Origin of the sequence: Burkholderia sp. AU31624, assembly GCF_020420065.1 — a bacterium.
In the GTDB taxonomy this organism is placed as follows: domain Bacteria; phylum Pseudomonadota; class Gammaproteobacteria; order Burkholderiales; family Burkholderiaceae; genus Burkholderia.
Genome location: NZ_JAIZRT010000006.1, coordinates 350,167 through 373,024, shown reverse-complemented (window position 1 = coordinate 373,024; position 22,858 = coordinate 350,167). Strand labels below are relative to the sequence as shown.

Sequence of the window (22,858 nt, the reverse complement as noted above, 5' to 3'; positions counted from 1 at the left end):
CTGGATAACCCCGTCATTCCCGACCCGTTGCTGCAAGCGCATCACGCGCACTGGGCGAAGCTGCGCCGCGACCTGCATGCGCATCCCGAGTTGCGATTCGAGGAACACCGGACGGCCGACGTCGTCGCGAGCGAGCTCGAAGCGCTCGGCTATGTGGTATCACGCGGGCTGGGCGGCACGGGCGTCGTCGCGAGCCTGCCGGGCGCCGATCCGGCGCGCGGCATCGTGCTGCGCGCCGATCTGGACGCGTTGCCGATCCACGAAGCCAACGACTTCGCGCATGCATCGTGCACGCACGGGATCATGCACGCGTGCGGCCATGACGGCCATACCGTGATGTTGCTCGGCGCCGCACGCGTGCTGAAGGAACTGCCGCAGTTGCCCGGCAGCGTCCATTTCGTGTTTCAGCCGGGCGAAGAGGGCGGCGCGGGCGCACGCAGGATGATCGACGACGGGCTGTTCGACCAGTTCCCGACGGAGGCGGTATTCGGCATGCACAACTGGCCCGGGCTGCCGGCCGGCCATTTCGGGTTGCGCACCGGGCCGATCATGGCGGCCGGCTCGCGCTTCAGGATCACGGTGACGGGCAAGGGCGCGCACGCGGCGCAGCCGCACCTGGGCATCGATCCCGTGCCGCTCGCCTGCTCGATGGTGCTGCAATGTCAGACCATCGCCGCGCGGCACAAGGATCCGGTGGATCCCGCGGTCATCTCCGTCTGCATGTTCCATGCGGGCACGACGGACAATGTGATTCCGGACACCGCCGAGCTGCGCGGCACGATCCGCACGCTGTCGTCGGCATTGCAGCAGAAGCTGCAGCACGACGTGCGGCTCACTTGCGAGGCGCTGGCGAGTGCCTATGGCGCGCAGGTCGACGTGGAGTTTTTCCAGTACTACCCGGCGACGGTCAACACGCCGGCCGAGACGGCGCTGTGCGAGGCGGTGATTCGCGACACGTTCGGCGACGCGCGCGTCGACGGCGACGTGCCGCCGAACATGACGTCCGAGGACTTCGGCTTCATGCTGGAGGAGCGGCCGGGCGCTTACGTGCTGATCGGCAATGCGCAGGACGGCGCGAGCGCACCGGCGCTGCATCACCCGAAATACGATTTCAACGACGAGATCATTCCGGCTGGCGTCCGCTATTGGGTCGCGTTGGCGCGGCATTACTTCGCGCGATCGCGATGATGTGCGCAGCCGGCATTGAAGTCGGGCCGTGGCGCGCGACGACACTTTTATAAAGACTGCTTGATGAAACAGGACAACGATATGAAGGATTCCGACACGATGCCGGCGCTTCGCTACCGGCGCTTCACTGCCGCGGACGTCCCCGCGGCCCATGCGCTGACCGTCGCGCTTCGCTGGCCGTTCAGGGCGGAAGACTGGCAGTTTTCCGCTGACACGTCGACCGCGTTCGCGGCCGAGGAAAACGGCGTGGTGATCGGCACGGCGATGTGCTGGAAGTACGGTGCCGATCGCGCGGCAATCGGGCATGTGATCGTGTCCGACGCGCATCAGGGCCGAGGCATCGGCCGCAAGCTGATGGAGCTGCTCATCGACGAACTGGGGCCGCGCGTCACGTTCCTGCATGCGACGCCGGCCGGCCGGCCGCTGTACGAGAAGCTGGGTTTCAACGTGTGCGGCTCGCTCGGCCAGTATCAGGGGAACGTGGTGCGGCCGGCCGACGTGGTCCTGCCCGAAGGCGTGCAACTGCGCGCCGGATCGCCGGCCGACTGGCCGCGCCTCGTCGAGCTGGACGCGCGCGCGTCCGGCCTCCAGCGCGATGCGTTGATGGCCGCGCTGTTCCAGCGCGGTGAAAGCGTCGTGCTCGAACGCGATGGCGAGGTGGTCGGGTTTTCGGTGCTGCGGCGCTTCGGGCGCGGCGACGTGATCGGCCCGGTGGCTGCGCCGCGCGCAAGCGACGATGCGTATGCGAAGGCGCTCGTCAGCCATTGGCTGACGCAACGGGAAGGTGAGTTCGTCCGCATCGACGTGCCGGACGGGACCCGTCTGCCGGACTGGCTGGCCGAACAGGGTTTGGCGCGGGTCGATACGTGTTCGAAGATGGTGCGCAACGCGCCGGCGTCGGCGCACGAAGGGCCGGCCGATCCGATCTGCGGACAGTACGCGCTCGTCAGCCAGGCGATGTTGTAGTCCGCGGCGACGCCCGCGGGATCGCCTCGCGCACCCGGCCCGGCGTTGCCGGGCCCAGGCGGCGATCGCTTTACTTCACCGGGGTGAGAACCGGCGCGCCCTTGTTCTTGAGCAGCATCACGACGAATTTCGCCGGCTTCGTGCTGCTGGCGTTTCGTCCGACCGTGTGCACGTCGTCCGGTCCTTCGTGGTACGTGTCGCCGGCATGGAGCGTGACCGTTTTCCCGCCGTTCAGGCCCATCACGATGCTGCCGTCGAGCACGTAGACGAAGGCGTGAGCATCGTGGCGATGCACGGGATCGACGGCCCCGGGCGGATAGTTCACGACGATCATTTCCACTTCCTTGCCCGGATACTCGGGCAACGGTTCCGTGGTCAGTTGCGTCACCGTGGCGTGCGGGGCGGCGGCGGCCGGCTGAACGGGGGCCAGGAGCGACAGCGCGAGCGGTGCCAGCGCGAGCATGAGGCGTTTCATGTCGTTACTCCAGGTTGGCCTTGTCGAGCCCGAACATCTTGTCGAACGAGCCGGGCACGACGCGGAAGGCGACGTTCAGCCGGTTCCAGCAGTTGATGGCGCCCACGAGGAAGGTGAGATCCGACAGTTCCTTCTCGGAATAGTGGCCCCGCACGCGTTCGTAGAGCTCGTCGGGCACACCGTGCGACGGGATCTGCGTCAGCGCTTCGGTCCAGGCGAGCGCGGCGCGCTCGCGCGGCGAGAACAGCGTCGACTCGCGCCAGATCGCGACGTGATGCAGGCGCAGTTCGCGCTCGCCGTGGATCTTTGCCATCTTGGTGTGCATGTCGACGCAGAACGCGCAGCCGTTGAGCTGCGATGCGCGAATCTCGACGAGCTCGCGGATCGGCGTCTCGATCGTCGTCTTCTGAAACAGTCCGTCGAGTTCGACGAGCTTCTTGGTCAGCTCCGGCGATTGCTGGAAGTAGTTGATACGTTGCGTCATGATCGGTTCTCCTGAAATGTGGAATCGCGACTGCCGGCCCTGCATGTGGCGCCCCACGCACGGCCTGCCTGACAACATCGTAATCGCGCGCCCCGCGGGCCAGTAGTGCCCGGCAGGTGCGCATTCTGTTGCCGCTTCGGCACCAATCCATGTCGGGGGCGCGGTCGATCTCAACCGCGGCGGAAAGGCGCACGGTTCACTACAGCGCGATGACCGTGTCGCCGCACGGTGCGCCCGCGGGTTCCGCGAGCATCGCCCTGAGATCGCGTTCGATCGTGCCGCACAGCGTCGAAATGGGCACGTCGTTCGCGCCGCCCTCGAACGGGTTCTCGGTGCTCTCGCCGACCTGGTCGAGCGAGGTGTACATCCACGACACCGCGACACTGCACGGCACCACCAGCCAGACCATGTAGCCGTGCATGAAGCCGCTCACGCCGTCGTTCAGCCGGTTGAACTCGTTCAGCAGACCGAACGGCAAAGACAGGCAGAAGAATCGGACGAACAGCGAGCTGACGGTCGCGTACTGGCGCGGATACGGGAAATTCTTGAAACGCTCCGCGCGCGACTGGAGGTCGGTGAAATCCCCGATCGTCTTGTGCAGGTCCATGTAGAAGCTCGTCTCGAGGCGGCCGGCCGTGTGCAGCGTCGCGAGCGTGCGGCGTTGCAGGCTCAGCACGAACGTCGCGATGGAGGCGGACGCGCACGCCTGGGCCGCTTCGGACGGCGACAGGTACGCCGGGAGCAGTTCCCGGATGTCCTGTTCCCACTCCGGCACGCGATAGTACCGGCGGTACTCCGCGTTGTAGCGCTTGTTCGTGCTTTCCCAGACGCGCGGGCGGCGCAAGTCGTAGCGCAGCGCGGTGAGCCACGCAAGGTGGCGATAGACGAGGGTTCGCGCGATCTCTTCGTCGCCGACGAAGTCCTGCACGACTTGCCCCCAGCGACGGCTTTTGCTCAGGACGCCGATCCAGATGTCCAGCGCGTCCGCGGCGCGGTTGTACGTCTGGACATTCTTGAAGCCGACGATGAACGACGTCGCGGTGCCGAGCAGCGCCACGATCGTCAGCGGGATCGACAACCATCTGACCGAAAAGAACGTGTACAGGACGACCGGGACGGCCCCGAAAGCGAGGAGCTCGTAAACTTTCCAGCGCGTCCAGATCAGGAATTCCGCCAGCTTGTAGGATTTTCCGAGATGCATGTCTTTGACCTCATCGAGGACTCAGCGGGGCGCGAGACGCGCAGCGGCGCGGCCACGCACGAGGCGACGGCGGCGAAGGCAGGCGGCGGGCCGGGCGCCGCCGCCGCACGACGCGCGTCGGGTCAGTCGACGACGGTCACGACATTCACGGCGCCTTGCCTGGCCATCTTGGCGTACGGGCACAGGCGCTCCGCGGCGCGCACCCGCTCTTCGGCGACGCTGCGCTCGACGCCGCGCATCCGGACGCGAACCTCGAAGATCAACGCATGACCGCCGTCCATCGGATCACGGCCGAACGCAACCCGCACCTCCACCGCGGTCTCTGCCGGCGCCGTGCCGGCGCGTTGTTCGAGCAGGTTCAGCGCGCCATGAAAGCACGCGGCGTAGCCGGCGGCGAGCAGCTGTTCGGGATTGGTGCCGCCGCCCGGGCCGCCGAGTTCGGTGGGCAGGCGCAGTTCGAGGGCAAGGCTGCCGTCGTCGGAGCGGACGACGCCCGACGCGCGGCCGTGTCCCGTCTCGCCGCCGGTCACGGTGACGCTCGTCGTATAGAGCGGCTGAAACGCGTGGCCCCGATACCGGTCGAGGAGGGAAAGCGGAGGGGCCTGGAGCTTCTGGTCGTCCATGATGCGTGCTCGAGTTCAGCGCCGCTTCGATTCCCGGTCAGTCGTGTGTCGAAGCGTGTGGCGAACGGGGCGGCGCGGCCCCGGGCAGATAGCGTCGCCAGGCACGCGTGGCGCGAACGATCGCACGAGCGCTGCGGCGATCTTCCGGTGCGGTGCGATCCCTGGCGGGTCTCCGGGAAAAGACGCCTCCATGCTAGAGGAGCACGATCGGCGGCGGTATGGCCGTCCCGGGCGATTCAATGTTTCCCTTCGGGCACCAATCGGGATCGCGACGCGACGCCCGGCCGTTGCGCGCCGCGCGTCAGCGGTCCAGGCAGGTGCGCAGCGTTCGCGCGTGACGTTGCGCTTCGTCCGCGTCGACGATGTTCGCGAACCCGATGACGAGGCCGCGCGGCGTTTGCCGCGTGTGGCTGTTCGTATACCAGATCGACAGCGGAAGGACCGCCAGGCCGGCGTCGCGCGCGCGGGCAGCGACGGCGACGTCGTCGACCGGTCCGTCGGGCCCGTCGGTGAACTGCACCGCGAACTGGATGCCGCCCGCCGGCAATTCGACCATCAGCCGCTCGCCGAACGCCTGCCGCAGCGCGTGCACGATCAGCATGCGGCGCTCGCCGTACAGCGCGCGCATCCGCTTCAGGTGCCGCGCGAAGTGCCCCTGCTCGATGAAGTCGGCGAGGGCCGCCTGCAGGAGGGGCGGCGAACCGGCATTCATGCTGCATGCCACGCGCTCGACGCGCTCCACCGCGCGCTCGGGCACGACCGCGTAGGCGAGCCGCAGGCCGGGATACATCGCCTTGCTGAAGGTGCTGCAATAGATCACGTGATCGCGTCGGTCAAGGCTCTTCAGCGCCGGCAGCGGGCGGCCGAGATAACGAAACTCGCTGTCGTAGTCGTCCTCGACGATCCACCCCGACGTCCTGGCGGCCCAGTCCAGCAGCGCGATGCGGCGGGACAGCGACAGCGTATGCCCGAGCGGGCTCTGATGCGACGGCGTCACCAGCGCGAAGCGGGCCTGCGGGTCCAGTTGCATGCCGCGCGCGACGTCGATCCCTTCGTCGTCCACCGGCACGGGGACGAGCTGCACGCCGGTCTCGGACAGGAAGCCGCGGGCGAGCAGGTAGCCGGGATCCTCGAACCACACGCGGTCGTTCGCCCGTGCGAGGCTGCGCAGCATGAGTTCCAGCGTGGCGCGGTAGCCGCCGGTGACGAAGACCTGGTCCGGCACGCAGGTCACGCCGCGCGACAGCGTCAGATAGGTGGCGATGTGTTCGCGCAGCGGCCGGTAGCCGGCCGGATTCGGATAGCCGAGCAGCGCGCGTTCGCCGCTGCGCGCGCGCAGCGACACGAGCCGGTGCCAGACCTTGCGCGGAAACGCGTCGAGCGCCGGGAGCCCGGGCTGCAACGGGCTCGGCTCGCCGCTCAGCGCGACGGCGATCGGCTGCGGGCGCCGCGGCGGCTGGAGGTCGGCGGGCGGGATCGACGGGGCTGACTGGGCCAAAGGGGTCGAAGGGGCCGGCGTCGACGCCCGCGGCGGGGCCGCCGGTTCGCCGGGCCGGTTCGGCGGGGTACCGGTGCGCGGCGGCGACGCCCGGGTCAGCGAGATCGGCAAGGACGGCGAGACGAACGTGCCTGCCGCGCCGCGCATCTGCAGATAGCCCTCGTCGACCAGGATCGTGTAGGCCTGTTCGACGGTGCCGCGCGCCGTGTTCAGTTGCGTCGCCAGGCCGCGCAGCGCGGGTACGCGGTCGCCGGGGCGCAGGTGGCCGGCGGCGATCGCGGCCCGGAACCGCTCGCAAATCTGCAGATAGAGCGGCAACTGGTGCTGCCGGTCGATTTCGATGGTCAGCGGAAGAGTGGGCTCGGACATCGCGGCTTCTCGGGTAACGCACGCAGGGACAGGATCGGATCCAGCTTGGACTAGTCCGATCGCCGATTCTTGGCACTGATGGATAGGACATGATTCTTCCACAATTGCGTCACGCGATGCGACGGTCTTGACCGCCTCCTCCGGATCCGGCACCCGTCACGCCCGGTCGCATTCCCGTCTAATCCAATCGTCAGGAGATTGTGCGATGAAAATCGTTGTCATCGGTGGTTCGGGCCTGATCGGCTCGCGTGTCGTCACGCTGCTCGCCGAAGCAGGTCATCAGGCGCTGGCCGCCTCGCCGAGCACCGGCGTCAATACCGTCACGGGAGAGGGGCTGGCCGATGCATTGACGGACGCGGATGTCGTGGTGGACGTGACGAACGCGCCGTCGTGGGAGCCGCAGGCGGTACTGGATTTCTTCCGCACGTCGGCACGCAATCTCGGCAAGGCCGAAGTGGCCGCGGGCGTGCGCCATCACGTCGCGCTGTCGATCGTCGGCTGCGACCGGATGCCGGAGAACGGCTATTTCCTGGCCAAGGTCGCGCAGGAGCAGGCGATCGAAGCGGCGGGCGTGCCGTACACGATCGTGCGCGAGACGCAATTCATGGAATTCATCGGCGGCATCGCGGACTTCAGCACGCAAGACGGCGCGGTCCGCATCGGCGACGGCCTGTTCCAGCCGATCGCCGCGGAAGACGTGTCGGCGCTCGTCGCGCAGATCGCGCTTGGCGGCCCGCAGAACGGCACGGTCGAGATCGCGGGCCCGGATCGCGCGCCGTTCGCGGAGATCGTCGCGCGCTACCTGAAATCGGTCGGCGATCCGCGCGCGGTGGTGACCGATCGCGAGGCCCGCTACTACGGCGGGCGCGTCGAGGAAACCTCGCTGGTGCCGCTCGGGAATGCGCGACTCGGCCGCATCGGCCTCGACGCGTGGTTGGCGCGACGCTGATTCGCGTTCGCACGTGTGACGGTTCGCAGGCGCCCGCGGATCGCGGGCAATCGGGATGATTGGCATGGGGGCAGCGGAAAATGAATCATTCGGAACCATCGGAGTACGGCGTGCGGCGCGACCTGGCCGGTCGCGCCAATGCCCTGTCGGCGAGCTTTGGCGCGAGCTATGCGGGCATCCTGGCATTCGTTGCCGTGGCGAGCGAGGGCAGCTTCACCAAGGCCGCCGAACGGCTCGGCGTCGGGCGGCCGGCCGTGAGCCGGAACGTCCAGAAGCTCGAGGCGCAACTGAGCACGCGGCTGTTCCAGCGGACCACGCGCACGACCGAACTGACGTGCGAGGGCCGGCGCTTCTACGAGAACTGCCATCAGGGCGTGGCGCAGATCGTGGAAGCCATGAACGACATGCTCGAGTTGCGGCAGGGGCCGCCGCGCGGCCTCATTCGCATCAGTTCGGCCGTGGGCTTCGGCCGGAAGATCGTGGCGCCGCTGCTGGCCAAATTCGCGGACGCGTACCCGGACATCGATATCGACCTGCTGCTCGACGACCGGCCGATCGACCTGGTGTCCGAGCGGATCGACGTGTCGTTCCGCAACGGGCGCATCGAGGATTCCAGCATCATCGCCCGCCAATTGATTCCGATGCAGATGGCGCTCTGCGCGGCGCCGTCGTACGTGGCGACGCACGGGCTTCCGCAGAGCCTGGACGACCTCGACCGGCACGCGTGCATTAATTTCAGGTTCGCGAGCGGACGCCTGTTCGAATGGGAGTTCAATGTCGACGGCCGCCCGCGGAAGTACCTGCCGACCTCGCGCCTCACGTTCAACGACGCGGACCTGGTATTGCGCGCGGTGCTGAACGGCGCGGGCATCGCACAGTTGGCGGGCTACCAGATCCGCGACCATCTCGCATCGAAGGCGCTCGTCGTCGCGCTGGCGAAGCATGTGCCGGAAGATCGCGGCCATTACATCTGCTATCTGAGTCGACAACACCTGCCGACGCGCATCCGCATCTTCGTCGATTTCATGACCGAGCAGATTCGCGCGCTCGACCTGAACTGCATGACGCAGTTCAATCGGGACCTCACGGTTGCTTCGTCGACGGGATTGGCTGCTTGAAGAATTAAGGGCTTGGGGAAAGCGGGCGGCCCGCCGGCTTCCATGGAAATCGTCCACCGGCCACGATTTTTTCATCGGTCGAAGCAACGACGAACCACGCAGTGCAAGTCGAGTGCGCAAAGCCGCCTGCCGAATGATCGATAACGGTGTCTTAATGAATGGGCGGTTTATTCAATGTCGTGCAATTAAAGCCTGGAAAAAACCGGCTGAAATTAAAAACGAATCAGGCGTTTGATCGAAATTAAAAAACTATCAATACGGGACGTTTATTTTTCAGGTTTTAGCGGATAAGGTTCGGTTCGGTGAAAGTGATTTGTCAGAAAACGCGGCGATTCATCATCGCGCGCCGCGGATTCATCGGGTTGCCGCTTTTGCCGATCAGTGTGCGCGACGACGTGCCGACAGGAACCCCTGCCGGGGATCCTGCGGCGGGCCCGACACGCGCATATCCGTTCCGACATCGATGTCATGAGGGCTCATGAACAAGATCATCCGCAGATACGTTGCTTCCGTGGTGCCATGCGCGTTGACCGGCGTGGCACTGCTGGTCGCGGCGGCCGGTGCTCACGCGCACGGCCGTTTGACCGAACCGCCTTCGCGTATCGTGCTGTGCACGCAAGGGCAGAATCCGAACTGCCACGTCGACGCGTGGCACGCGAACGCGATGGAGAACGGCAAGTTCTTCCCCGCGACGCAAAGCGGCCTGTCCGATCCGTTCGCGCCGGCCGACGCGAAGAATGCCGCACCGCCGCCGGATGGCGAAATCGCCGGCGCCAGCACGAATGGCCCGCTGCCCGTGCTGAACGAGCAGTCGCCGAGCCGCTGGCAGAAGATCCCGCTGCGGCCGGGCGCGTTGCAGAATTTCAAATGGGAATTCAGCGCCGTGCACAAGACGCGTCGCTGGAACTACTTCATTACGCGCGCCGACTGGAACCCGTCGGAAAAGCTGACGCGCGCGCAGTTCGAGCCCACGCCGTTCTGCACGATCCAGAATCCCGGCCAGCCGTACTGGGATCCGAACGCGAACCTGGTGCCGCAGCAGCCGACCATTCACCAATGCCGGTTGCCGATGCGTAGCGGTTACCACGTCATCCTGGCGGTCTGGGAAGTCGCGGATACGGCGATGGCGTTCTATCAGGTCGTCGACGCGACGTTCACCAACGGCGATACGACCCGCAGCCCGTTCTGATACCGCTGCAACCCGACGCGCCCGGCGACGCCCGGGCGTCATGAATGGAAGAGCGCCGCTCAGGAGCGCCGATGCGCTCGCCGACCGACCGGGCAGTCTCCCGCCCGGCTTGCCGAAGCAGCCCCATCATTGCCTCTCCGCCCACCCGCGCGACGCCGTCGTACGGCCGGATCGCATCGCCTGAATTTCGTCGCCTTGAACAATCGGTCGGATGGCTGCGAGTTATCCGTTTGAATTGTCGAATCGCGACAATTGCAATAGAGCGATGCGATCGCGTGAATATTTCGGGTTTCGATATTGATGGAAATAATCGATTCCAGGGTTGATGCCTGATGATTATGTAGTATAACAAATCGAAGTGCCGGCGCTGAATTGAAGGATCACTACATCGGCCGTCGAATTGTTTCTCGTCGTTGAGATAAAGACGGAATCAATATCGGAATTTGTCTTCAAGTGGCAATTTGTCAGGTTGATTTCTTTTGAATTCGACCTGGGCGGAGCGTTGTCAATCGAAAGGGGAAATCATGAGCCAGACCGGAATCGAGGGCATGAAAATGAAGCGCAACCAGCACACCGGAATCATGCGGCGATCAACCTTGAAGGGCGTGCTGGCGCTTTTGCTGGCAGGGTCGTTTTTAGGCGCCGGCACCGGCGCTGCCGCGGCGAGGGCATCGGGTACCGGCACGGCGCCGGCATTCGTCTATAGCCCGTACAAGGACGCGACGATCTCGATGAACTGGAACACCAACGTCATCTCGACGAACGTCACGGGTCAGCTGAGCCCGGTGCTGTCGGTGCTGCCAACCGGTGTCCGTACGATGACGCTCGCGTTCGCGACCGGTGAATGCGGCAGCGAGAACTGGGCGGGCGTCGACGGCGGCGCAATGGCGGCTGCCAATGTGCCGCTGTTCACCGCGGCCAATGTGAATTACGTGATTTCCACCGGCGGCGCGGCCGGCATGTTCACGTGCGGGACGGATGCGGGCATGGCGGCCTTCATCGATCGTTATGCATCGAGCAACCTGATCGGCATCGATTTCGATATCGAGGGCGGGCAGACGCAACAGGTGATCAACGATCTCGTCCAGCGCGTGGCCGTCGCCCAGCAGAAATATCCCGGCCTGCGCTTCAGCTTCACGTTGGCGACGCTGGCGCCTTCCCAGCAGGGCGCGACCACGGCCAGCTCGTGGGGCGCCAGCGCCCCCGACAGCTTCAACATATACGGCGACTGGGTCATGCAGGCGATCCAGGCGGCCGGCCTGAAGAACTACACCATCGACCTGATGACGATGGACTACGGGTCGGCTAGCGCGGGGAACTGCGTGGTCGCGAACGGCACCTGCCAGATGGGACAGTCGGCGATCCAGGCGGCGATGAACCTGCACGATCACTGGGGCGTCCCGTACAACCAGATCGAGCTGACGCCGATGATCGGCGGCAACGATGTGGTCGGCGAAACCTTTACGCCGGCGGACGCGGACACCGTGGCGCAGTTCGTGAAACAGAATGGTCTCGCGGGTGTCCACTTCTGGTCGTTCGACCGTGACGTCGATTGTCCGCCCGGCGCCGCATCGTCGACGTGCAATTCGATCGGCGGTGTCGGTACGCTTGGTTATACGAACCGGTTTGCCAACGGCCTGGCGCCCGGTAAATGAATGAAGCCGGGCAGGGAGGAGACCATGCGGGCCGCTCGTATGATTGCGACGACGTTTCGCATGGTCTCCGATTTCCTCGACCGGCAACCGGAGGCATCGCCGTTGTCGAGGGCCGTGCCGGCGGCACTCGACGGCTGCGCTCGCCAGGGCGGAGCGTCAGCGTCCACCCTGGGACGATGCGCCACGCTTGTCGAAGAAGTGCCCCATCAGTTCGAGCAGCGGCCGGCGTCGCTTGGTCACGGCGAATGCCCACTCGTGGGTCTGGCGCGGCGCCTCGGCCGTCGAGACGGCATCGAGCAGCCGTTGTGCGCGAGGCAGGTCGTACCACGGCAACCACGGGTACGCATGATGGGCGACGTGAAGGTTGAAATTCAGGATCACCCAGCGTGACCAGAGCGGAACGTGGGCGCAGCTGTGCGACACCACGTCCTGCTCCCAGAGCGGCGGGCGTGCCGCGTCGTCGGCCAGCAGCGGGATCTCGGCGTGATGCGGAAGGTTGAGCAGCTCGACGGCCATCAGCAACACGACCCACAGGATCGTCGAGAACGCGATGAGGCTGCCGAGCACGCCCGCACGATACGCCAGCGCGCCGACCGCCGCGTAACCGGCCAGGTAGATCACACTGAATGCGATCTCGGTATTCGATTTCGCGCGATGCGCGGGCGTGTCGCGGTGCAGGAACGGTGCGATCCAGTGGCTGAGGAAATGATTGAATGCCATCATCGGGATCCAGTGCCGCCAGATGAATTCGAGCGTACGCGCGCCGCGTTCCGTCATCACGGAAAACTTCTGGATCATCTTGCGATTCTCCGGATCCCGTGTCGGGTGCGCGGTCCACGCGTGATGGCCCAGATGCGATCTGCGCCGCGGCAGGTACGGCAACCCGATGATCCATCCGCAGAGATGGCCGATGGCCTCGTTGCACGCGCGCGAACGCGATGCGGCGTTGTGCAGTGCCTCGTGCAAGATCAGATAGAGGTGAATCAGCGCGAGCGTGGCGAGGACGAGCGCGGCGATGCGTCCGGGCCCGCCGGCGAGCCAGAGCACCCACGCGGCGGCAAGCAATGCGACATCGGCGAACCAGAGCGCGAGCGTCAGGTGTCCGGTGGGTCCGTTCGGCAATGTCGCCTTGACCGAGCGCCATTCGTCTTGGGTCATGTGCTACCTCGATTGAGTGGATTGATGGGGGGCGCGGCGCGTGGCCGGCGTGGATCTCAGGTGGACAGGATGCGTTGGCCGATCTCGCGGTAGGCGGCATCGAGCACGTCGATGTGTGCGTCGAGTCCGTTCTTGCTCGCGAAGCCGTTGTCGCGCCGGGCGAGCAGCAGGCAGTCGTAGCGCGCGCCGCGGCTCCAGTGCCACGCCGGCAAATAGGCCGTGATGCGGAATCCGGCTTCGAGCATCGCCTTGACCAGCGTCAGCTTGTCGGCGAGCACGATCGCGCCGACATAGGCCGTCGTGCCGCGCCGTTTCAGGAAACGCAGCAGGTCGGCCGTGACGTCGCGCTCGGTCATGAACGGGCCGCCTGCATGCTGGCAGAGATAGATCGCATCGGCCCGCTCGTCGACACGAAACGTGAAGTCGTCCGAGCACTCGTACCCATGCCCCCAGAAACAGGTGTCGGGATACGGTGCCGGCGTTCCGGCGACACCGAGCGGTTCGAAGATCGCGCTGCGCAGAACGTCGGATTCGCGGAAGAGCGGCGAGAGCGGCAGGCAATGCCTGAAGCGCGGCGAGCGGAATGTCTCGAGCGCGATGACGTGATGTTCACGCACGCCATGCGCGCTGTCGGGTGACCCGTCGTGGCCGACCACGACGCCATCGAGATGTCGCAGCAACGCACGCAGCGCGATATCGGTGCGGGCAATCGCGAACGCCAGGTCGTGATCCGCGGCCGGCAACGTGTCGATCGCGGATTGCATCAGCGCCGACAGGACGCCCAAGTGACGATGATCCCGGGAAATCATCGCGCGGCCGTATTCCCACGAGCGATTCTGCGCGTTGTAGCTGACGCTCATGCAACCGATCGTCGCGTGCGTTTCCTCTTCGGCGACGAACCACAGTTCCGATTTGTTCGAGACGGCGCGCCTCACGTAGCCCGCATCGAGACAGGGGTGCGACGAGTCGCCGTATTCCCGTTCGAACAGCGCGCAGATTCCCGATGTGTCCGACACCGTTCCGCGGCGGATCCGGAGTGGCCGGTGGCGGGCGCCGTTGGGCTCGACGCGGTTCCCGCCTGCGGTGCTGCCATCAATTGAATTCATCGCCTTGCTTGCCCTGGTGAGGGTGGATGGTTGCGCGAATCGGGAGGCGACCCGCGCATCGTCGGCGACGACTTTAATTATCCTTACGTTTGATTGTCAAACAAATTCAATCGATTTATTCATTGTTGATTTCGTTTGAATGATGAGGGTGATGGTTGTCGAAAACGAGCGTGACGTCACGAGGAGAATGGCGGAAATCGGCTTGTGTGGCGGGTCTCGGGAAGGGTGCCTCACGTCGACTGAAAATGGATTGAAGAGATGAAGGCGGCATCCGCAAATCTTCTTCAGGAATTGAATAATTCATCGGAGTGGTTGAAGTGCTGTAAATAAAAATATCGTGACATCGGTTCCATTTTTTGATTCTGAAAAACAAAGTCGTTTTATTTTTGCTTTTGATGCGTTATAGGTTTCCAATGTAAAAACGCCGATTTCGCCGGCTGCGGTCGCCGCGTGTCGACGGTGCTCGACCATCACGAAGTTGACGGCTTGCCGGCGCCCACCCTGCCCACAAAAATCGACAAATCGGAACAGATGGGCGCAGTGTTCCCGCCTACCATCCGCACGTACCTCGCGCATTCGCGCACCACCGCAGTATCGGCAGAGGCATCGCCCGCGTTCCGCTGCACGTGTTTCCCTCGCACCCTCGCATCCTGACAAGCCGCCCAACAGGCAAAGGATTCGCCATGTCCGCAAGATCGTTCGCTTCATTCGTGCTGGTGCTGCTGCTCGCGGCATGCGGAGGCGACTCCGATTCGTCCACTCCCGCCAGCGCATTCGCGGCCACCTCCGTGCGGGCATCGCAGGCCGCCACGTGGAAGCCGCTCGTGCCGGGCACGAGCTGGCAATGGCAGATCGACGGCAACCGGATCAACGAGACGGTGCTGGACGGCGTGAACAACCCGCGCAAGATGTTCGACGTCGACATGGAGCTGACCGATGCCGGCACGATCCAGCGCCTGAAGGCGAAGGGCATCTATGTCGTCTGCTACATGGAGGTGGGCGGGCGCGAGGACACCCGTGGCGACGCCGGCAAGTTTCCGGACAGCGTGCTCGGCAATCCCGTCGAAGGGTATGAGGATCACGAACGCTGGCTGGACATTCGCCAGACCACGATCCTGATGCCGCTGATGCTGGCGCGGCTCGACCAGGCGAGGAAAAAGGGCTGCGACGGCATCGAGCCGGATCTCGACGACAGCTATCGCCAGGAAACCGGCTTTCCGCTGACGCGTGACGACCAGCTGCGGTACAACACGGCGCTGATTGCCGCCGCGCACGATCGCGGGATGTCGATGGGCCTCAAGAACGGCTCGGGTATCGCTGCCGCGATGGCGAAAGTGGCCGACTGGGCGCTCAACGAGCAATGCAACAGGTTCCACGAGTGCGGCGACTACGCGAGCTTCATCGCGCTGAACAAGGCCGTGTTCAATGTCGAGTACACGCGCCCGGACGGCATGACGCTCGCGGCGTTCTGCCCGGCGGACAACCAGGCCAATTTCGACGGCATTCTGAAACTGTCGAGTGACACGCTGGCGGCGCTGCCGCGTGCGGCCTGCCGGTTCGAGTGAACGGCGGTGCGCGTCGCCGCGTCCGATCGCACCGGCCGCGATGACGACACGGGCATCGCGACTGCGCACACGGACGGGGGCGCGCGCAGGCATCGGTGCGGCATCGACAGCATGCCGGTTCGCGGCCCGCGTCGCCCGGGCCGGCCATTGACGCAGGTCAACCCCATTCCTCATGCAAGCCATACAGTCGAGTCGAACGCTCGCGCGATGCCGCACGCGACTGCGCGCCGGATGCGGGATGGCGGCGGCGACGGGGCCGGATTCGCGCCGGGCGTGTTCATGCCGCCCGCTGGCGGGCGGAACGCGATGCGTTGCGGGGCAGGGTGATGAACCAACGGTTATGGGCGCTCGGCGTGCTGCTTGCATTGAACGCGTGCGCCGGCGCGCAACGGAACGCGGCCTTCCGGTCGACGGAAACGCAGTTGTTCGCGACGCGCCAGGCCGCGGTGCTGCAGTGTTCGACGCCTGCCGAATGCGACCGTGCATGGCACTTCGCACGCCGCTATGTCGAAGCGCATTCGTCGACCCGGATCACGCGCGCCGATGCGGAGACGATCGAAACGGCGGCGCCGTTTCTGGCCGGAGAAGTATATCTGTGGGCCTCCCGCACGGCGTCGGGCGGCGCGTCGGTGATCCGGCTCAAGGCGATGTGCAGGGGCATGTACGACAGCGATGGCGGCCCGGGCTGGCGGTACGACGCGTGCGCGACGAAGATCCTCGACATCGAGCGGGGCTTCCGGTCGTACGGGAACCCGGCGCGTTCGTCCGACGCGCCGACTGCGCCGGTTGTGCCGCGATGATCCGGCGTCGCGCGCTCGCTCGCGTGCCGGTTGCCGCGTGATTCCGAACCGTTGACCTCCGTCAACGCCTGTTTCCGGCGAACGCCGATGATGAAAACCAGGCCGAACGCCGCCGGCGCATCGGGTCATCCAGCGAGGTCGGTATGTACACGAACATCATGGTCGCCGTGGACGGCAGCCCTTCGTCGCAACGCGCGCTCGACGAGGGCTTGAAGGTGGCGCGCTCGTACGGTGCGCGCCTGTTCGCCGCTTTCGTCGTCGACAAGTCGCTGATGATCACGTTCGGCGGACGTCTGGACCCGGATGCATTGCTCGACGAGATCCGGCGCGATGGTGCGTCGGTCCTGCGACACGTGGAACGAACTATTGCGCACGCGGCAGTCAATGGCGAGACGGAACTCCTGGAGACCGAGATCGGCGAGAGTGTCGCCGAACGGCTGCAGCGCTACGTCGCCGAGCGGTCTATCGATCTCGTGGTGGTCGGCACCCACGGGCGGCGCGGGGTCCGACGGCTGTTCCTCGGCAGCGTCGCCGAACGGTTCCTGCGCGGATCGAGTTGCCCGGTCCTGCTCGTGCGCGGCAGCGACGCCGCACCGGCCGCGGCGGCAGCTTAGGGCCGCCATGCACGGGGGCGCCGCCAGCCGGCGCCTGCCCGTGCGCAACCTGCCGAGGTGAGCATCATGCAGATCTCCTTTCCTTCCGAACATCCGACGTATTGCGGCCTGGATCCGGCGCTGACCTTTCCGGCGCTGGTCGAAGGCCGCCGCGTGCATTGCGCGATCACCGCTGCGGCGCTGGAGGATCACTTCCGCGCGGCGTCGCCGCGCGAACAGGATCTGGTGGAGGCGTTCGCCCGCCACCGGCCCGCGATCGAGCGCGCCGCACGCTGCCTGCTCGAGGAGATGGGCGGCCGGCCGATCCTGCTCCACAGCGGCTATTTCCGGTTCTGCACGTGAACGCCAGCGGCCGTTGACGCGCATCAAGCGCGTGCCGATACGGGCAGTTACGCTGGAATCCTGATGATCGTTCGTCCGTTGCGCGGCACACGGTGCCGCGCCGATCCGGTCTTCGTCATGGCGTCGCGCGAGCGGGACGAAGGCGCGGCCCGCCTGTCTATCGTTGAAGGAGTACGAACCATGAGCAATGTCACGCGTTACGATCCGTTTTCGATCGAACCCGTCGCCGACCTGTTTCAGGGGCTGTTCAGGCCGCTGCGCGGGATGACGCTGACGGACGAGCCCGACCTGGCCTCGATGAAGATCGACGTGACGGAAAGCGACAAGGCGTACACGGTCAACGCGGAACTGCCGGGCGTCGCCAAGGACGACATCGACGTCCAGGTGACGGGCAGCACCGTCTCGATCCACGCGAAAGTCGAGCGCAACCAGGAGCAGAAGGAGGGCGAACGCGTGATCCGCCGCGAGCGCTACAGCGGCGCGATCAGCCGTTCGTTCTCGCTGTCGGGCGAGATCGACGACGCGAACGCAACGGCGACTTACCAGGACGGCGTGCTGTCGCTGACGCTGCCGAAGAAGGCGCCGGTCGCGCAGAAGAAACTGGCCATCAGCTGATCGGACGGCCGGCAGCGGGCGATGCGGGCACGCGTCGTCCGAACGGAGCTATCGGCGCGCGGCGCGATCCGCGCGCCGTTTCATTGAGGCGGTCGCGCGAACGCCTGCGCATTCGATCCGGCGCCGCCGGCGAAGTAGCGCTCCGTCTGCGCGTCGGGCGGCGTCCGTTGACCTGCATCAGCGCTCCCTCGCCGCGCGTGTGCAAATCTGGAAACGTGCCGCGCACAGGCGCGCCGCGGCTCACGGGAGTGCAGGCGATGAAGACCGACAAGCAGTTGAAGCAGGACGTTCAGGACGAACTGGAATCCGACCCGGCGATCGACGCGACACGTATCGGTGTCGAGGTCGTCAACCGGATCGTGACGCTTTCGGGTCATCCGCCGAGCTATGCGGAGAAACTGGCGATCGAGCGGGCGGCGAACCGCGTGGCCGGCGTCAAGGCGCTCGTCGTCGACATGACCGTGCATCTGCCGGACGACGACGTCCGCACCGACGAGGACATCGCGAACGCGGTGCGTTCGGTGCTGCACTGGACGGTCGGGCTGCACGACGACGCGGTGAAGGTGCAGGTCGAACACGGCTGGATCACGCTGTCCGGCAGGGTCGAATGGGCCTATCAGAGCCACCTGGCCGTGCGGGCGATCTCGCAGATGCGCAGCGTGACCGGCGTGACCGACCATATCGCGGTGCAGGGGGCGATCGGCTCGGCCGACATCGGCGGCAACATCAAGCGCGCGATCATGCGCCATGCGGAGCGCGAGGCGAAGCACATCGCGATCGAGGTGCGCGACGGCACGGTGCGGCTGTCCGGCAAGGTCGGCTCGTTCTCCGAGCGCAAGGCCGTGCGCGGGGCGGCATGGTCGGCGCGCGGCGTGCGCGCCGTCGTCGACGACCTGGTCGTCGAGTAACGTCGGCAAGCGGCAAGCGGCAAGCGGCAACCGACGACCGGATGCGCGGTCCGCGCGGAAGGGGAGTCAAATGACACTGTCAGGCGAGGTACACGATGCGGACTGGTCGGTGGCGTTCGAGACGATCGCCACCGGAACGGGCGGCTACCGTTGCAGGATCCACTTGACGCTGATGTCGCCGGACGGCGCGTGCGAGCGCACGTTCGCGCACAGCCGGACCCGCGACACCGAGCGCGAAGCCGCGATCGACGGGCTGCGCGCCGGGATGACGTGGGTCGAGTTGAGGAAGTCGAACATGTTCACGATTTGAAGTCCGGGGCGGTCGTGAACGCGTTGCCTGAGTGGCGATGTTTCGTTCGTCATCCGATGCAGTCGATGCCGCATCGCGTGTGCGCCGACGTGCGTGACCGTCCGACCGATCACGGGCGGCGTGCGGCGGCGCGGCGCGAGCGACGGGTGCGCCGCCGCGCATACCAGCCGCCGATCGCGCGCCAGATGTCGGGGGCGGATTCGCAGTACGTGAACAGCTCGAGATCGCGGCGGTCGATCATCCCTTCGTCCGCGAGGAAGGCCAGGTCCACCGCGCGGCGCCAGTACGCTTCGCCGACGAGGATGACCGGCAACGGCGGGATCTTGCGCGTCTGCAGCAGCGTCAGGACTTCGAACAGCTCGTCGAACGTGCCGTAGCCGCCGGGGAAGAATACCGCCGCCTTCGCGCGTTCGAGCAGGTGTAGCTTGCGGATCGCGAAATAGTGAAACCGGAAGCAGAGACCGGGCGTGATGTACGGGTTCGGCGCCTGTTCGCGCGGCAGCTCGATGTTGAAGCCGATACTCGGCGCGCCGCGCTCGTACGCGCCACGATTGGCGGCCTCCATGATGCCGGGGCCGCCGCCGGTGACGATGGCGAGCCGCGCGGTGCGCGTGCACCGGTCGGCGTGGCCGACGATGCGCCCGAGTTCGCGCGCGACGCGGTAATACACGCTGTGCTCGACGAGCTGGCTCGCCATTGCGACGGCGTGACGCCGGCCCGCATCGTGCGGCCGCGCCGCGAGCAGGTGATTGGCTTCGTTCAGCCGCGCGTTCGCGACGGCAGGGGCAACGATGCGCGTGCTGCCGTAGATCACGACGGCATGGCCGATGCGTTCGTTCTGCAGGCGTTCCTCGGCCTTCCAGTAGTCGAGTTGCAGCCGGATGCCGCGCATGCCCGCGCGCTGCAGGACGGTGGCATCGTCGTCGGCGGGCGTGCGGTTCGGGCGGTTGGCGAGACGCGGCGCGCGATGCGGGATGCGCTGGACGCGGTCGTCGCCGACGATCGCATCGGGCCGCGTGCGTGCGCGTTTGCCGGGCGCGGCCGCCGGCGTCGGGCCGGCTGCGGTACGTCGGCGCACTCCGCCTCGACGAGCGATACCGGCGGGAACGCGTTTGACGACGGTCGACATGAGCGGCTGGCTGGCGGGCCGGTTACTGGCTGAGCACCCACTGCACGAGCTGGTGCGCATCGTCGGCGGACAGCGGGCCGCCGCGATCCTCGGCGGACGGCATCGGCGTGTCGCCCCAGTGCACGCGGCCGCCGACGCGCAGCTTGCGTTCCAGTTCCGGCGCGGCCGCCGGGTCGCCGCGGTAGCGCTGCGCGATGTCGTGGAACGACGGCCCGAGGAACGTCATGTCGGACGTATGGCAGAACATGCAGTGCTGCGCATTGACGAGATCGGTCGGCTCGGGCACGGCCGTTTGCGCGGCGGCAAGGTGCGCCGCCGTGACGGTCACGCAGAAGGCGGCGTCACGCAGAAAGCTCATGATGTTTCCTCGTCCGGATCAGAAAGGCAGCGCCGCCGGGCGCGCTCACGAAACGACATCATCGAGCGGGCGGCGCGGCGAGTGCGGCGCATGCGGGCCGCGCCCAACCCGCAGCAGCAACTGCGGCTCGCCGTGCAGCCCGAGCATGTGACGCAGATGGGCGCGCAGCCCGGCCGTCTCGATCGGCTGGTTCAGGTACGACGCGGTATAGCCTGCACGCGTCGCGACGAGCAGGACGCGCTCCAGCGCCTGTCCGGCGGCGAGCCACGCGTCGCGATCGTCGCGCACGGTCGAAATGCAGACGACCAGCGGCGACGCGCCGACGAGCTGGTGATGCAGCGCGGCCAGCCCGTTGCCGAGATCGAAGGTCCGCACCGCCATCGTCACGACGGGCGCCGCGAAATCCAGCAGCGTCGGCACGCCGGCCGCGAACGCCGGCATGCCGTCGGTGTGCCGGCGCGGATCGATCCAGCTCGCCAGTTCGCGCCTGAAGCGCGGGTCGGCGAACTGCTGCTGATCGGCCTCTGCAACCAGCTCGGCCACCCGTGCGCGGTGCGCGATCGAGTCGACGCAGGTGATCTCGGCGCCTTCCGCGACGCCGGCCGCGATCAGCGCCTGCTGAAGGTCGTCCGGCACGGCGGTCGAGTCGAACGGCGCGCGCGTCGTGACGCGCTCCGGAATCGCATCGAACAGCGCGCCGAGCGACGCGTCGGAATAGCCGTCGTCGCACACCCGGACCAGCGCGAGCAGATCGGGATCGATATCGGACGGAAACGGGCTGATCGTGTGGGCGAGCCCGGCGTGATCGAGCGCGACGCGCAGGTTGAGCAGGGCCGCACCGCAGCTGATGATCAGCTCGCGATCGAACGGATCGATGACGGGCAACGCACGGACACGATCCGCGCAGACCGCGATCGTGGGGCCGTCGACGATGAACCGCCACGGCTGCGAGTTGTGGCTGGACGGGGCCAGCACCGCGTAGGCCAGCAGCGACCTCAGATGCGCTTCAGGGTGGGCGCTTGCGGCTAGTGGGGGAACGGATACCATTCGATCATCTCCTGGTCGCCACACGTCGGGCGTGATGCCACTTCATCGTGTCAGCAACCGCCCGTCCGCCGTTGACCCACATCAAGCGTCCGTCACCGGGCCGTGCGTACGCGACGCGCAGCGACTAGCGTGGAGAGGTGAAGCGTACGCGCCGGCGCGCGCGAGGAGGCGAGCATGCTTGCGATGATGTTTGACGGCACGACACCGCATTTGCGCGAGGCGCGCGTGCCGGACCCGTTGCCGGCGGCAGGCCAGTTGCTGATCGACGTACACGCATGCGGCGTATGCCGGACGGACCTCCACGTCGTCGACGGCGAGCTCGCGCATCCGAAACTGCCGCTGATCCCGGGGCACGAAATCGTCGGCACGGTGCACGCGCTCGGCGCGGGCGTGACGGGCTTCGCGGTGGGCGAGCGCGTCGGTGTGCCATGGCTCGGCTCGACGTGCGGCCATTGCGCATACTGCGCGACCGGCCGCGAAAATCTGTGCGACAGTCCGGGATTCACCGGCTATACGATCGACGGCGGCTACGCAGAGCGCACCGTCGCCGACCACCGCTATTGCGTGCATCTGCCGCAGCGCTACACCGATCTCGAAGCCGCGCCGCTGCTGTGCGCCGGCCTGATCGGTTTTCGAACCTTGCGCATGGCGGGCGATGCGCGGCGCATCGGCATCTACGGCTTCGGCGCGGCGGCGCATCTCGTCGCGCAGGTCGCGCATGCCGAGGGGCGCAAGGTGTTTGCGCTGACGAAGCCCGGCGATACCGTGGCGCAGCAGCTGGCGCGTTCGCTCGGCGCCGCGTGGGCCGGCGACAGCGACGAAGTGCCGCCCGAGGCGCTCGACGCCGCGCTGATCTTCGCGCCGGTGGGCGCACTGGTGCCGGCCGCGCTCCGCGCCGTCGACAAAGGCGGGACCGTCGTGTGCGGCGGCATTCACATGAGCGATATCCCGGGCTTTCCGTACGCGTGGCTGTGGGGCGAGCGCCGCATCGTGTCGGTCGCCAACCTGACACGTGCGGACGCGGTCGAATTCATGCGGGTCGCCGAGGCGACGCCGCTGCGGGTCGAGGCCGTGCGCTACGCGCTGACCGATGCGAACCGCGCGCTCGACGATCTGCGCACGGGCCGTTTGTCCGGGGCGGCGGTACTCGCGATGCGCGGCTGATGCGCGGGCCGCGCGCGCAGTGCGCGG

At 66.6% G+C, this 22,858-nt stretch carries 25 protein-coding genes; 14 read left to right on the top strand and 11 right to left on the bottom strand.

Annotated features, from left to right (window positions below; genetic code table 11):
* Both LGM89_RS23535 and LGM89_RS23530 read left to right on the top strand, forming a co-directional pair.
* Window positions 1-1,188: a M20 aminoacylase family protein gene (locus LGM89_RS23535; RefSeq protein WP_226274193.1), complete on the top strand. Its 1,188-nt coding sequence runs from the start codon at window positions 1-3 to the stop codon at window positions 1,186-1,188.
* 81 nt (window positions 1,189-1,269) lie between these two features.
* Window positions 1,270-2,154, top strand: a complete 885-nt coding sequence (locus LGM89_RS23530) for a GNAT family N-acetyltransferase (RefSeq protein ID WP_226274038.1) — start codon at window positions 1,270-1,272, stop codon at window positions 2,152-2,154.
* A 70-nt stretch (window positions 2,155-2,224) separates the two neighbouring features.
* Here the strand turns inward: LGM89_RS23530 and LGM89_RS23525 are convergent, their stop codons facing one another.
* From LGM89_RS23525 to LGM89_RS23505, 5 genes are all read right to left on the bottom strand, one after another.
* Entirely contained in the window at window positions 2,225-2,629 is a 405-nt protein-coding gene (locus LGM89_RS23525) for a cupin domain-containing protein (protein ID WP_226274037.1), read from the bottom strand.
* 4 nt (window positions 2,630-2,633) lie between these two features.
* The gene (locus LGM89_RS23520; RefSeq protein ID WP_046546535.1) at window positions 2,634-3,113 is read right to left on the bottom strand and encodes a carboxymuconolactone decarboxylase family protein; all 480 of its coding nucleotides are present in this window, start codon (window positions 3,111-3,113) and stop codon (window positions 2,634-2,636) included.
* 199 nt (window positions 3,114-3,312) lie between these two features.
* The gene (locus LGM89_RS23515; RefSeq protein ID WP_089498412.1) at window positions 3,313-4,314 is read right to left on the bottom strand and encodes a bestrophin family protein; all 1,002 of its coding nucleotides are present in this window, start codon (window positions 4,312-4,314) and stop codon (window positions 3,313-3,315) included.
* 122 nt (window positions 4,315-4,436) lie between these two features.
* A complete protein-coding gene (locus tag LGM89_RS23510) occupies window positions 4,437-4,937 on the bottom strand; it encodes an Ohr family peroxiredoxin (protein WP_089498413.1) in 501 nt (166 codons plus the stop codon).
* 301 nt (window positions 4,938-5,238) lie between these two features.
* Window positions 5,239-6,804 (bottom strand): PLP-dependent aminotransferase family protein, encoded by a 1,566-nt coding sequence (locus LGM89_RS23505; protein WP_226274036.1) that lies wholly within the window; start codon window positions 6,802-6,804, stop codon window positions 5,239-5,241.
* 205 nt (window positions 6,805-7,009) lie between these two features.
* Between LGM89_RS23505 and LGM89_RS23500 the strand changes: the two genes are divergently transcribed.
* The 4 genes from LGM89_RS23500 to LGM89_RS23485 all read left to right on the top strand — a co-directional run bounded on the left by LGM89_RS23500 (window position 7,010) and on the right by LGM89_RS23485 (window position 11,715).
* On the top strand, window positions 7,010-7,753 hold the full coding sequence (locus LGM89_RS23500) for an SDR family oxidoreductase (RefSeq protein WP_226274035.1): 744 nt from the start codon (window positions 7,010-7,012) through the stop codon (window positions 7,751-7,753).
* An 80-nt stretch (window positions 7,754-7,833) separates the two neighbouring features.
* Entirely contained in the window at window positions 7,834-8,871 is a 1,038-nt protein-coding gene (locus LGM89_RS23495) for a LysR family transcriptional regulator (protein WP_089498416.1), read from the top strand.
* Window positions 8,872-9,349: 478 nt separating this feature from the next.
* Window positions 9,350-10,060 (top strand): lytic polysaccharide monooxygenase, encoded by a 711-nt coding sequence (locus tag LGM89_RS23490; RefSeq protein ID WP_226274034.1) that lies wholly within the window; start codon window positions 9,350-9,352, stop codon window positions 10,058-10,060.
* 479 nt (window positions 10,061-10,539) lie between these two features.
* Complete coding sequence (locus LGM89_RS23485) at window positions 10,540-11,715, top strand: chitinase (protein ID WP_319001511.1); 1,176 nt, start codon at window positions 10,540-10,542, stop codon at window positions 11,713-11,715.
* 156 nt (window positions 11,716-11,871) lie between these two features.
* Here the strand turns inward: LGM89_RS23485 and LGM89_RS23480 are convergent, their stop codons facing one another.
* The 3 genes from LGM89_RS23480 to LGM89_RS23470 form a co-directional block, all read right to left on the bottom strand.
* Window positions 11,872-12,873: a fatty acid desaturase family protein gene (locus LGM89_RS23480; RefSeq protein ID WP_226274033.1), complete on the bottom strand. Its 1,002-nt coding sequence runs from the start codon at window positions 12,871-12,873 to the stop codon at window positions 11,872-11,874.
* A 56-nt stretch (window positions 12,874-12,929) separates the two neighbouring features.
* Window positions 12,930-13,889, bottom strand: coding sequence for a GNAT family N-acetyltransferase (locus LGM89_RS23475; RefSeq protein WP_226274032.1), 960 nt, complete (start codon window positions 13,887-13,889; stop codon window positions 12,930-12,932).
* 390 nt (window positions 13,890-14,279) lie between these two features.
* Window positions 14,280-14,555 (bottom strand): hypothetical protein, encoded by a 276-nt coding sequence (locus LGM89_RS23470; protein ID WP_144023159.1) that lies wholly within the window; start codon window positions 14,553-14,555, stop codon window positions 14,280-14,282.
* A 107-nt stretch (window positions 14,556-14,662) separates the two neighbouring features.
* Here LGM89_RS23470 and LGM89_RS23465 point away from each other — a divergent pair, with 107 nt between their 5' ends.
* The 7 genes from LGM89_RS23465 (at window position 14,663) to LGM89_RS23435 (ending at window position 19,133) form a co-directional block, all read left to right on the top strand.
* Window positions 14,663-15,544 carry an endo alpha-1,4 polygalactosaminidase gene (locus LGM89_RS23465; RefSeq protein WP_226274031.1) on the top strand — a complete coding sequence of 294 codons (882 nt, stop codon included), beginning with the start codon at window positions 14,663-14,665 and terminating at the stop codon, window positions 15,542-15,544.
* A gap of 326 nt (window positions 15,545-15,870) precedes the next feature.
* Window positions 15,871-16,344, top strand: coding sequence for a hypothetical protein (locus LGM89_RS23460; RefSeq protein WP_089498421.1), 474 nt, complete (start codon window positions 15,871-15,873; stop codon window positions 16,342-16,344).
* A 143-nt stretch (window positions 16,345-16,487) separates the two neighbouring features.
* Window positions 16,488-16,958 (top strand): universal stress protein, encoded by a 471-nt coding sequence (locus LGM89_RS23455; protein ID WP_089498422.1) that lies wholly within the window; start codon window positions 16,488-16,490, stop codon window positions 16,956-16,958.
* 66 nt (window positions 16,959-17,024) lie between these two features.
* Complete coding sequence (locus tag LGM89_RS23450; RefSeq protein ID WP_089443921.1) at window positions 17,025-17,300, top strand: DUF1488 domain-containing protein; 276 nt, start codon at window positions 17,025-17,027, stop codon at window positions 17,298-17,300.
* Between the two features lie 180 nt (window positions 17,301-17,480).
* On the top strand, window positions 17,481-17,915 hold the full coding sequence (locus LGM89_RS23445; RefSeq protein ID WP_089443922.1) for an Hsp20/alpha crystallin family protein: 435 nt from the start codon (window positions 17,481-17,483) through the stop codon (window positions 17,913-17,915).
* A gap of 257 nt (window positions 17,916-18,172) precedes the next feature.
* The gene (locus LGM89_RS23440; RefSeq protein ID WP_089443923.1) at window positions 18,173-18,823 is read left to right on the top strand and encodes a BON domain-containing protein; all 651 of its coding nucleotides are present in this window, start codon (window positions 18,173-18,175) and stop codon (window positions 18,821-18,823) included.
* Between the two features lie 70 nt (window positions 18,824-18,893).
* On the top strand, window positions 18,894-19,133 hold the full coding sequence (locus tag LGM89_RS23435) for a hypothetical protein (protein ID WP_226274030.1): 240 nt from the start codon (window positions 18,894-18,896) through the stop codon (window positions 19,131-19,133).
* A 109-nt stretch (window positions 19,134-19,242) separates the two neighbouring features.
* Here LGM89_RS23435 and LGM89_RS23430 read toward each other — a convergent pair whose 3' ends face one another.
* From LGM89_RS23430 to LGM89_RS23420, 3 genes are read right to left on the bottom strand one after another with little or no spacing between them, the layout of a single operon-like run.
* Window positions 19,243-20,262: a TIGR00730 family Rossman fold protein gene (locus tag LGM89_RS23430; protein ID WP_226206136.1), complete on the bottom strand. Its 1,020-nt coding sequence runs from the start codon at window positions 20,260-20,262 to the stop codon at window positions 19,243-19,245.
* 22 nt (window positions 20,263-20,284) lie between these two features.
* Window positions 20,285-20,620: a c-type cytochrome gene (locus tag LGM89_RS23425; RefSeq protein ID WP_226206138.1), complete on the bottom strand. Its 336-nt coding sequence runs from the start codon at window positions 20,618-20,620 to the stop codon at window positions 20,285-20,287.
* 45 nt (window positions 20,621-20,665) lie between these two features.
* Window positions 20,666-21,667 (bottom strand): Acg family FMN-binding oxidoreductase, encoded by a 1,002-nt coding sequence (locus tag LGM89_RS23420; protein WP_226274029.1) that lies wholly within the window; start codon window positions 21,665-21,667, stop codon window positions 20,666-20,668.
* A 174-nt stretch (window positions 21,668-21,841) separates the two neighbouring features.
* Between LGM89_RS23420 and LGM89_RS23415 the strand changes: the two genes are divergently transcribed.
* Window positions 21,842-22,831 (top strand): zinc-dependent alcohol dehydrogenase family protein, encoded by a 990-nt coding sequence (locus tag LGM89_RS23415; RefSeq protein ID WP_226274028.1) that lies wholly within the window; start codon window positions 21,842-21,844, stop codon window positions 22,829-22,831.
* Window positions 22,832-22,858: the final 27 nt, after the last annotated feature.

Coding starts and splice junctions, on each gene's coding strand:
- LGM89_RS23510 (WP_089498413.1), bottom strand. CDS start 4,937: ATGGACGACCAGAAGCTCCAGGCCCCTCCGCTTTCCCTCCTCGACCGG.
- LGM89_RS23455 (WP_089498422.1), top strand. CDS start 16,488: ATGTACACGAACATCATGGTCGCCGTGGACGGCAGCCCTTCGTCGCAA.
- LGM89_RS23530 (WP_226274038.1), top strand. CDS start 1,270: ATGAAGGATTCCGACACGATGCCGGCGCTTCGCTACCGGCGCTTCACT.
- LGM89_RS23515 (WP_089498412.1), bottom strand. CDS start 4,314: ATGCATCTCGGAAAATCCTACAAGCTGGCGGAATTCCTGATCTGGACG.
- LGM89_RS23420 (WP_226274029.1), bottom strand. CDS start 21,667: ATGGTATCCGTTCCCCCACTAGCCGCAAGCGCCCACCCTGAAGCGCAT.
- LGM89_RS23460 (WP_089498421.1), top strand. CDS start 15,871: ATGAACCAACGGTTATGGGCGCTCGGCGTGCTGCTTGCATTGAACGCG.
- LGM89_RS23430 (WP_226206136.1), bottom strand. CDS start 20,262: ATGTCGACCGTCGTCAAACGCGTTCCCGCCGGTATCGCTCGTCGAGGC.
- LGM89_RS23440 (WP_089443923.1), top strand. CDS start 18,173: ATGAAGACCGACAAGCAGTTGAAGCAGGACGTTCAGGACGAACTGGAA.
- LGM89_RS23435 (WP_226274030.1), top strand. CDS start 18,894: ATGACACTGTCAGGCGAGGTACACGATGCGGACTGGTCGGTGGCGTTC.
- LGM89_RS23505 (WP_226274036.1), bottom strand. CDS start 6,804: ATGTCCGAGCCCACTCTTCCGCTGACCATCGAAATCGACCGGCAGCAC.
- LGM89_RS23465 (WP_226274031.1), top strand. CDS start 14,663: ATGTCCGCAAGATCGTTCGCTTCATTCGTGCTGGTGCTGCTGCTCGCG.
- LGM89_RS23415 (WP_226274028.1), top strand. CDS start 21,842: ATGCTTGCGATGATGTTTGACGGCACGACACCGCATTTGCGCGAGGCG.
- LGM89_RS23495 (WP_089498416.1), top strand. CDS start 7,834: ATGAATCATTCGGAACCATCGGAGTACGGCGTGCGGCGCGACCTGGCC.
- LGM89_RS23450 (WP_089443921.1), top strand. CDS start 17,025: ATGCAGATCTCCTTTCCTTCCGAACATCCGACGTATTGCGGCCTGGAT.
- LGM89_RS23445 (WP_089443922.1), top strand. CDS start 17,481: ATGAGCAATGTCACGCGTTACGATCCGTTTTCGATCGAACCCGTCGCC.
- LGM89_RS23520 (WP_046546535.1), bottom strand. CDS start 3,113: ATGACGCAACGTATCAACTACTTCCAGCAATCGCCGGAGCTGACCAAG.
- LGM89_RS23480 (WP_226274033.1), bottom strand. CDS start 12,873: ATGACCCAAGACGAATGGCGCTCGGTCAAGGCGACATTGCCGAACGGA.
- LGM89_RS23470 (WP_144023159.1), bottom strand. CDS start 14,555: ATGCGCGAGGTACGTGCGGATGGTAGGCGGGAACACTGCGCCCATCTG.
- LGM89_RS23425 (WP_226206138.1), bottom strand. CDS start 20,620: ATGAGCTTTCTGCGTGACGCCGCCTTCTGCGTGACCGTCACGGCGGCG.
- LGM89_RS23490 (WP_226274034.1), top strand. CDS start 9,350: ATGAACAAGATCATCCGCAGATACGTTGCTTCCGTGGTGCCATGCGCG.
- LGM89_RS23525 (WP_226274037.1), bottom strand. CDS start 2,629: ATGAAACGCCTCATGCTCGCGCTGGCACCGCTCGCGCTGTCGCTCCTG.
- LGM89_RS23500 (WP_226274035.1), top strand. CDS start 7,010: ATGAAAATCGTTGTCATCGGTGGTTCGGGCCTGATCGGCTCGCGTGTC.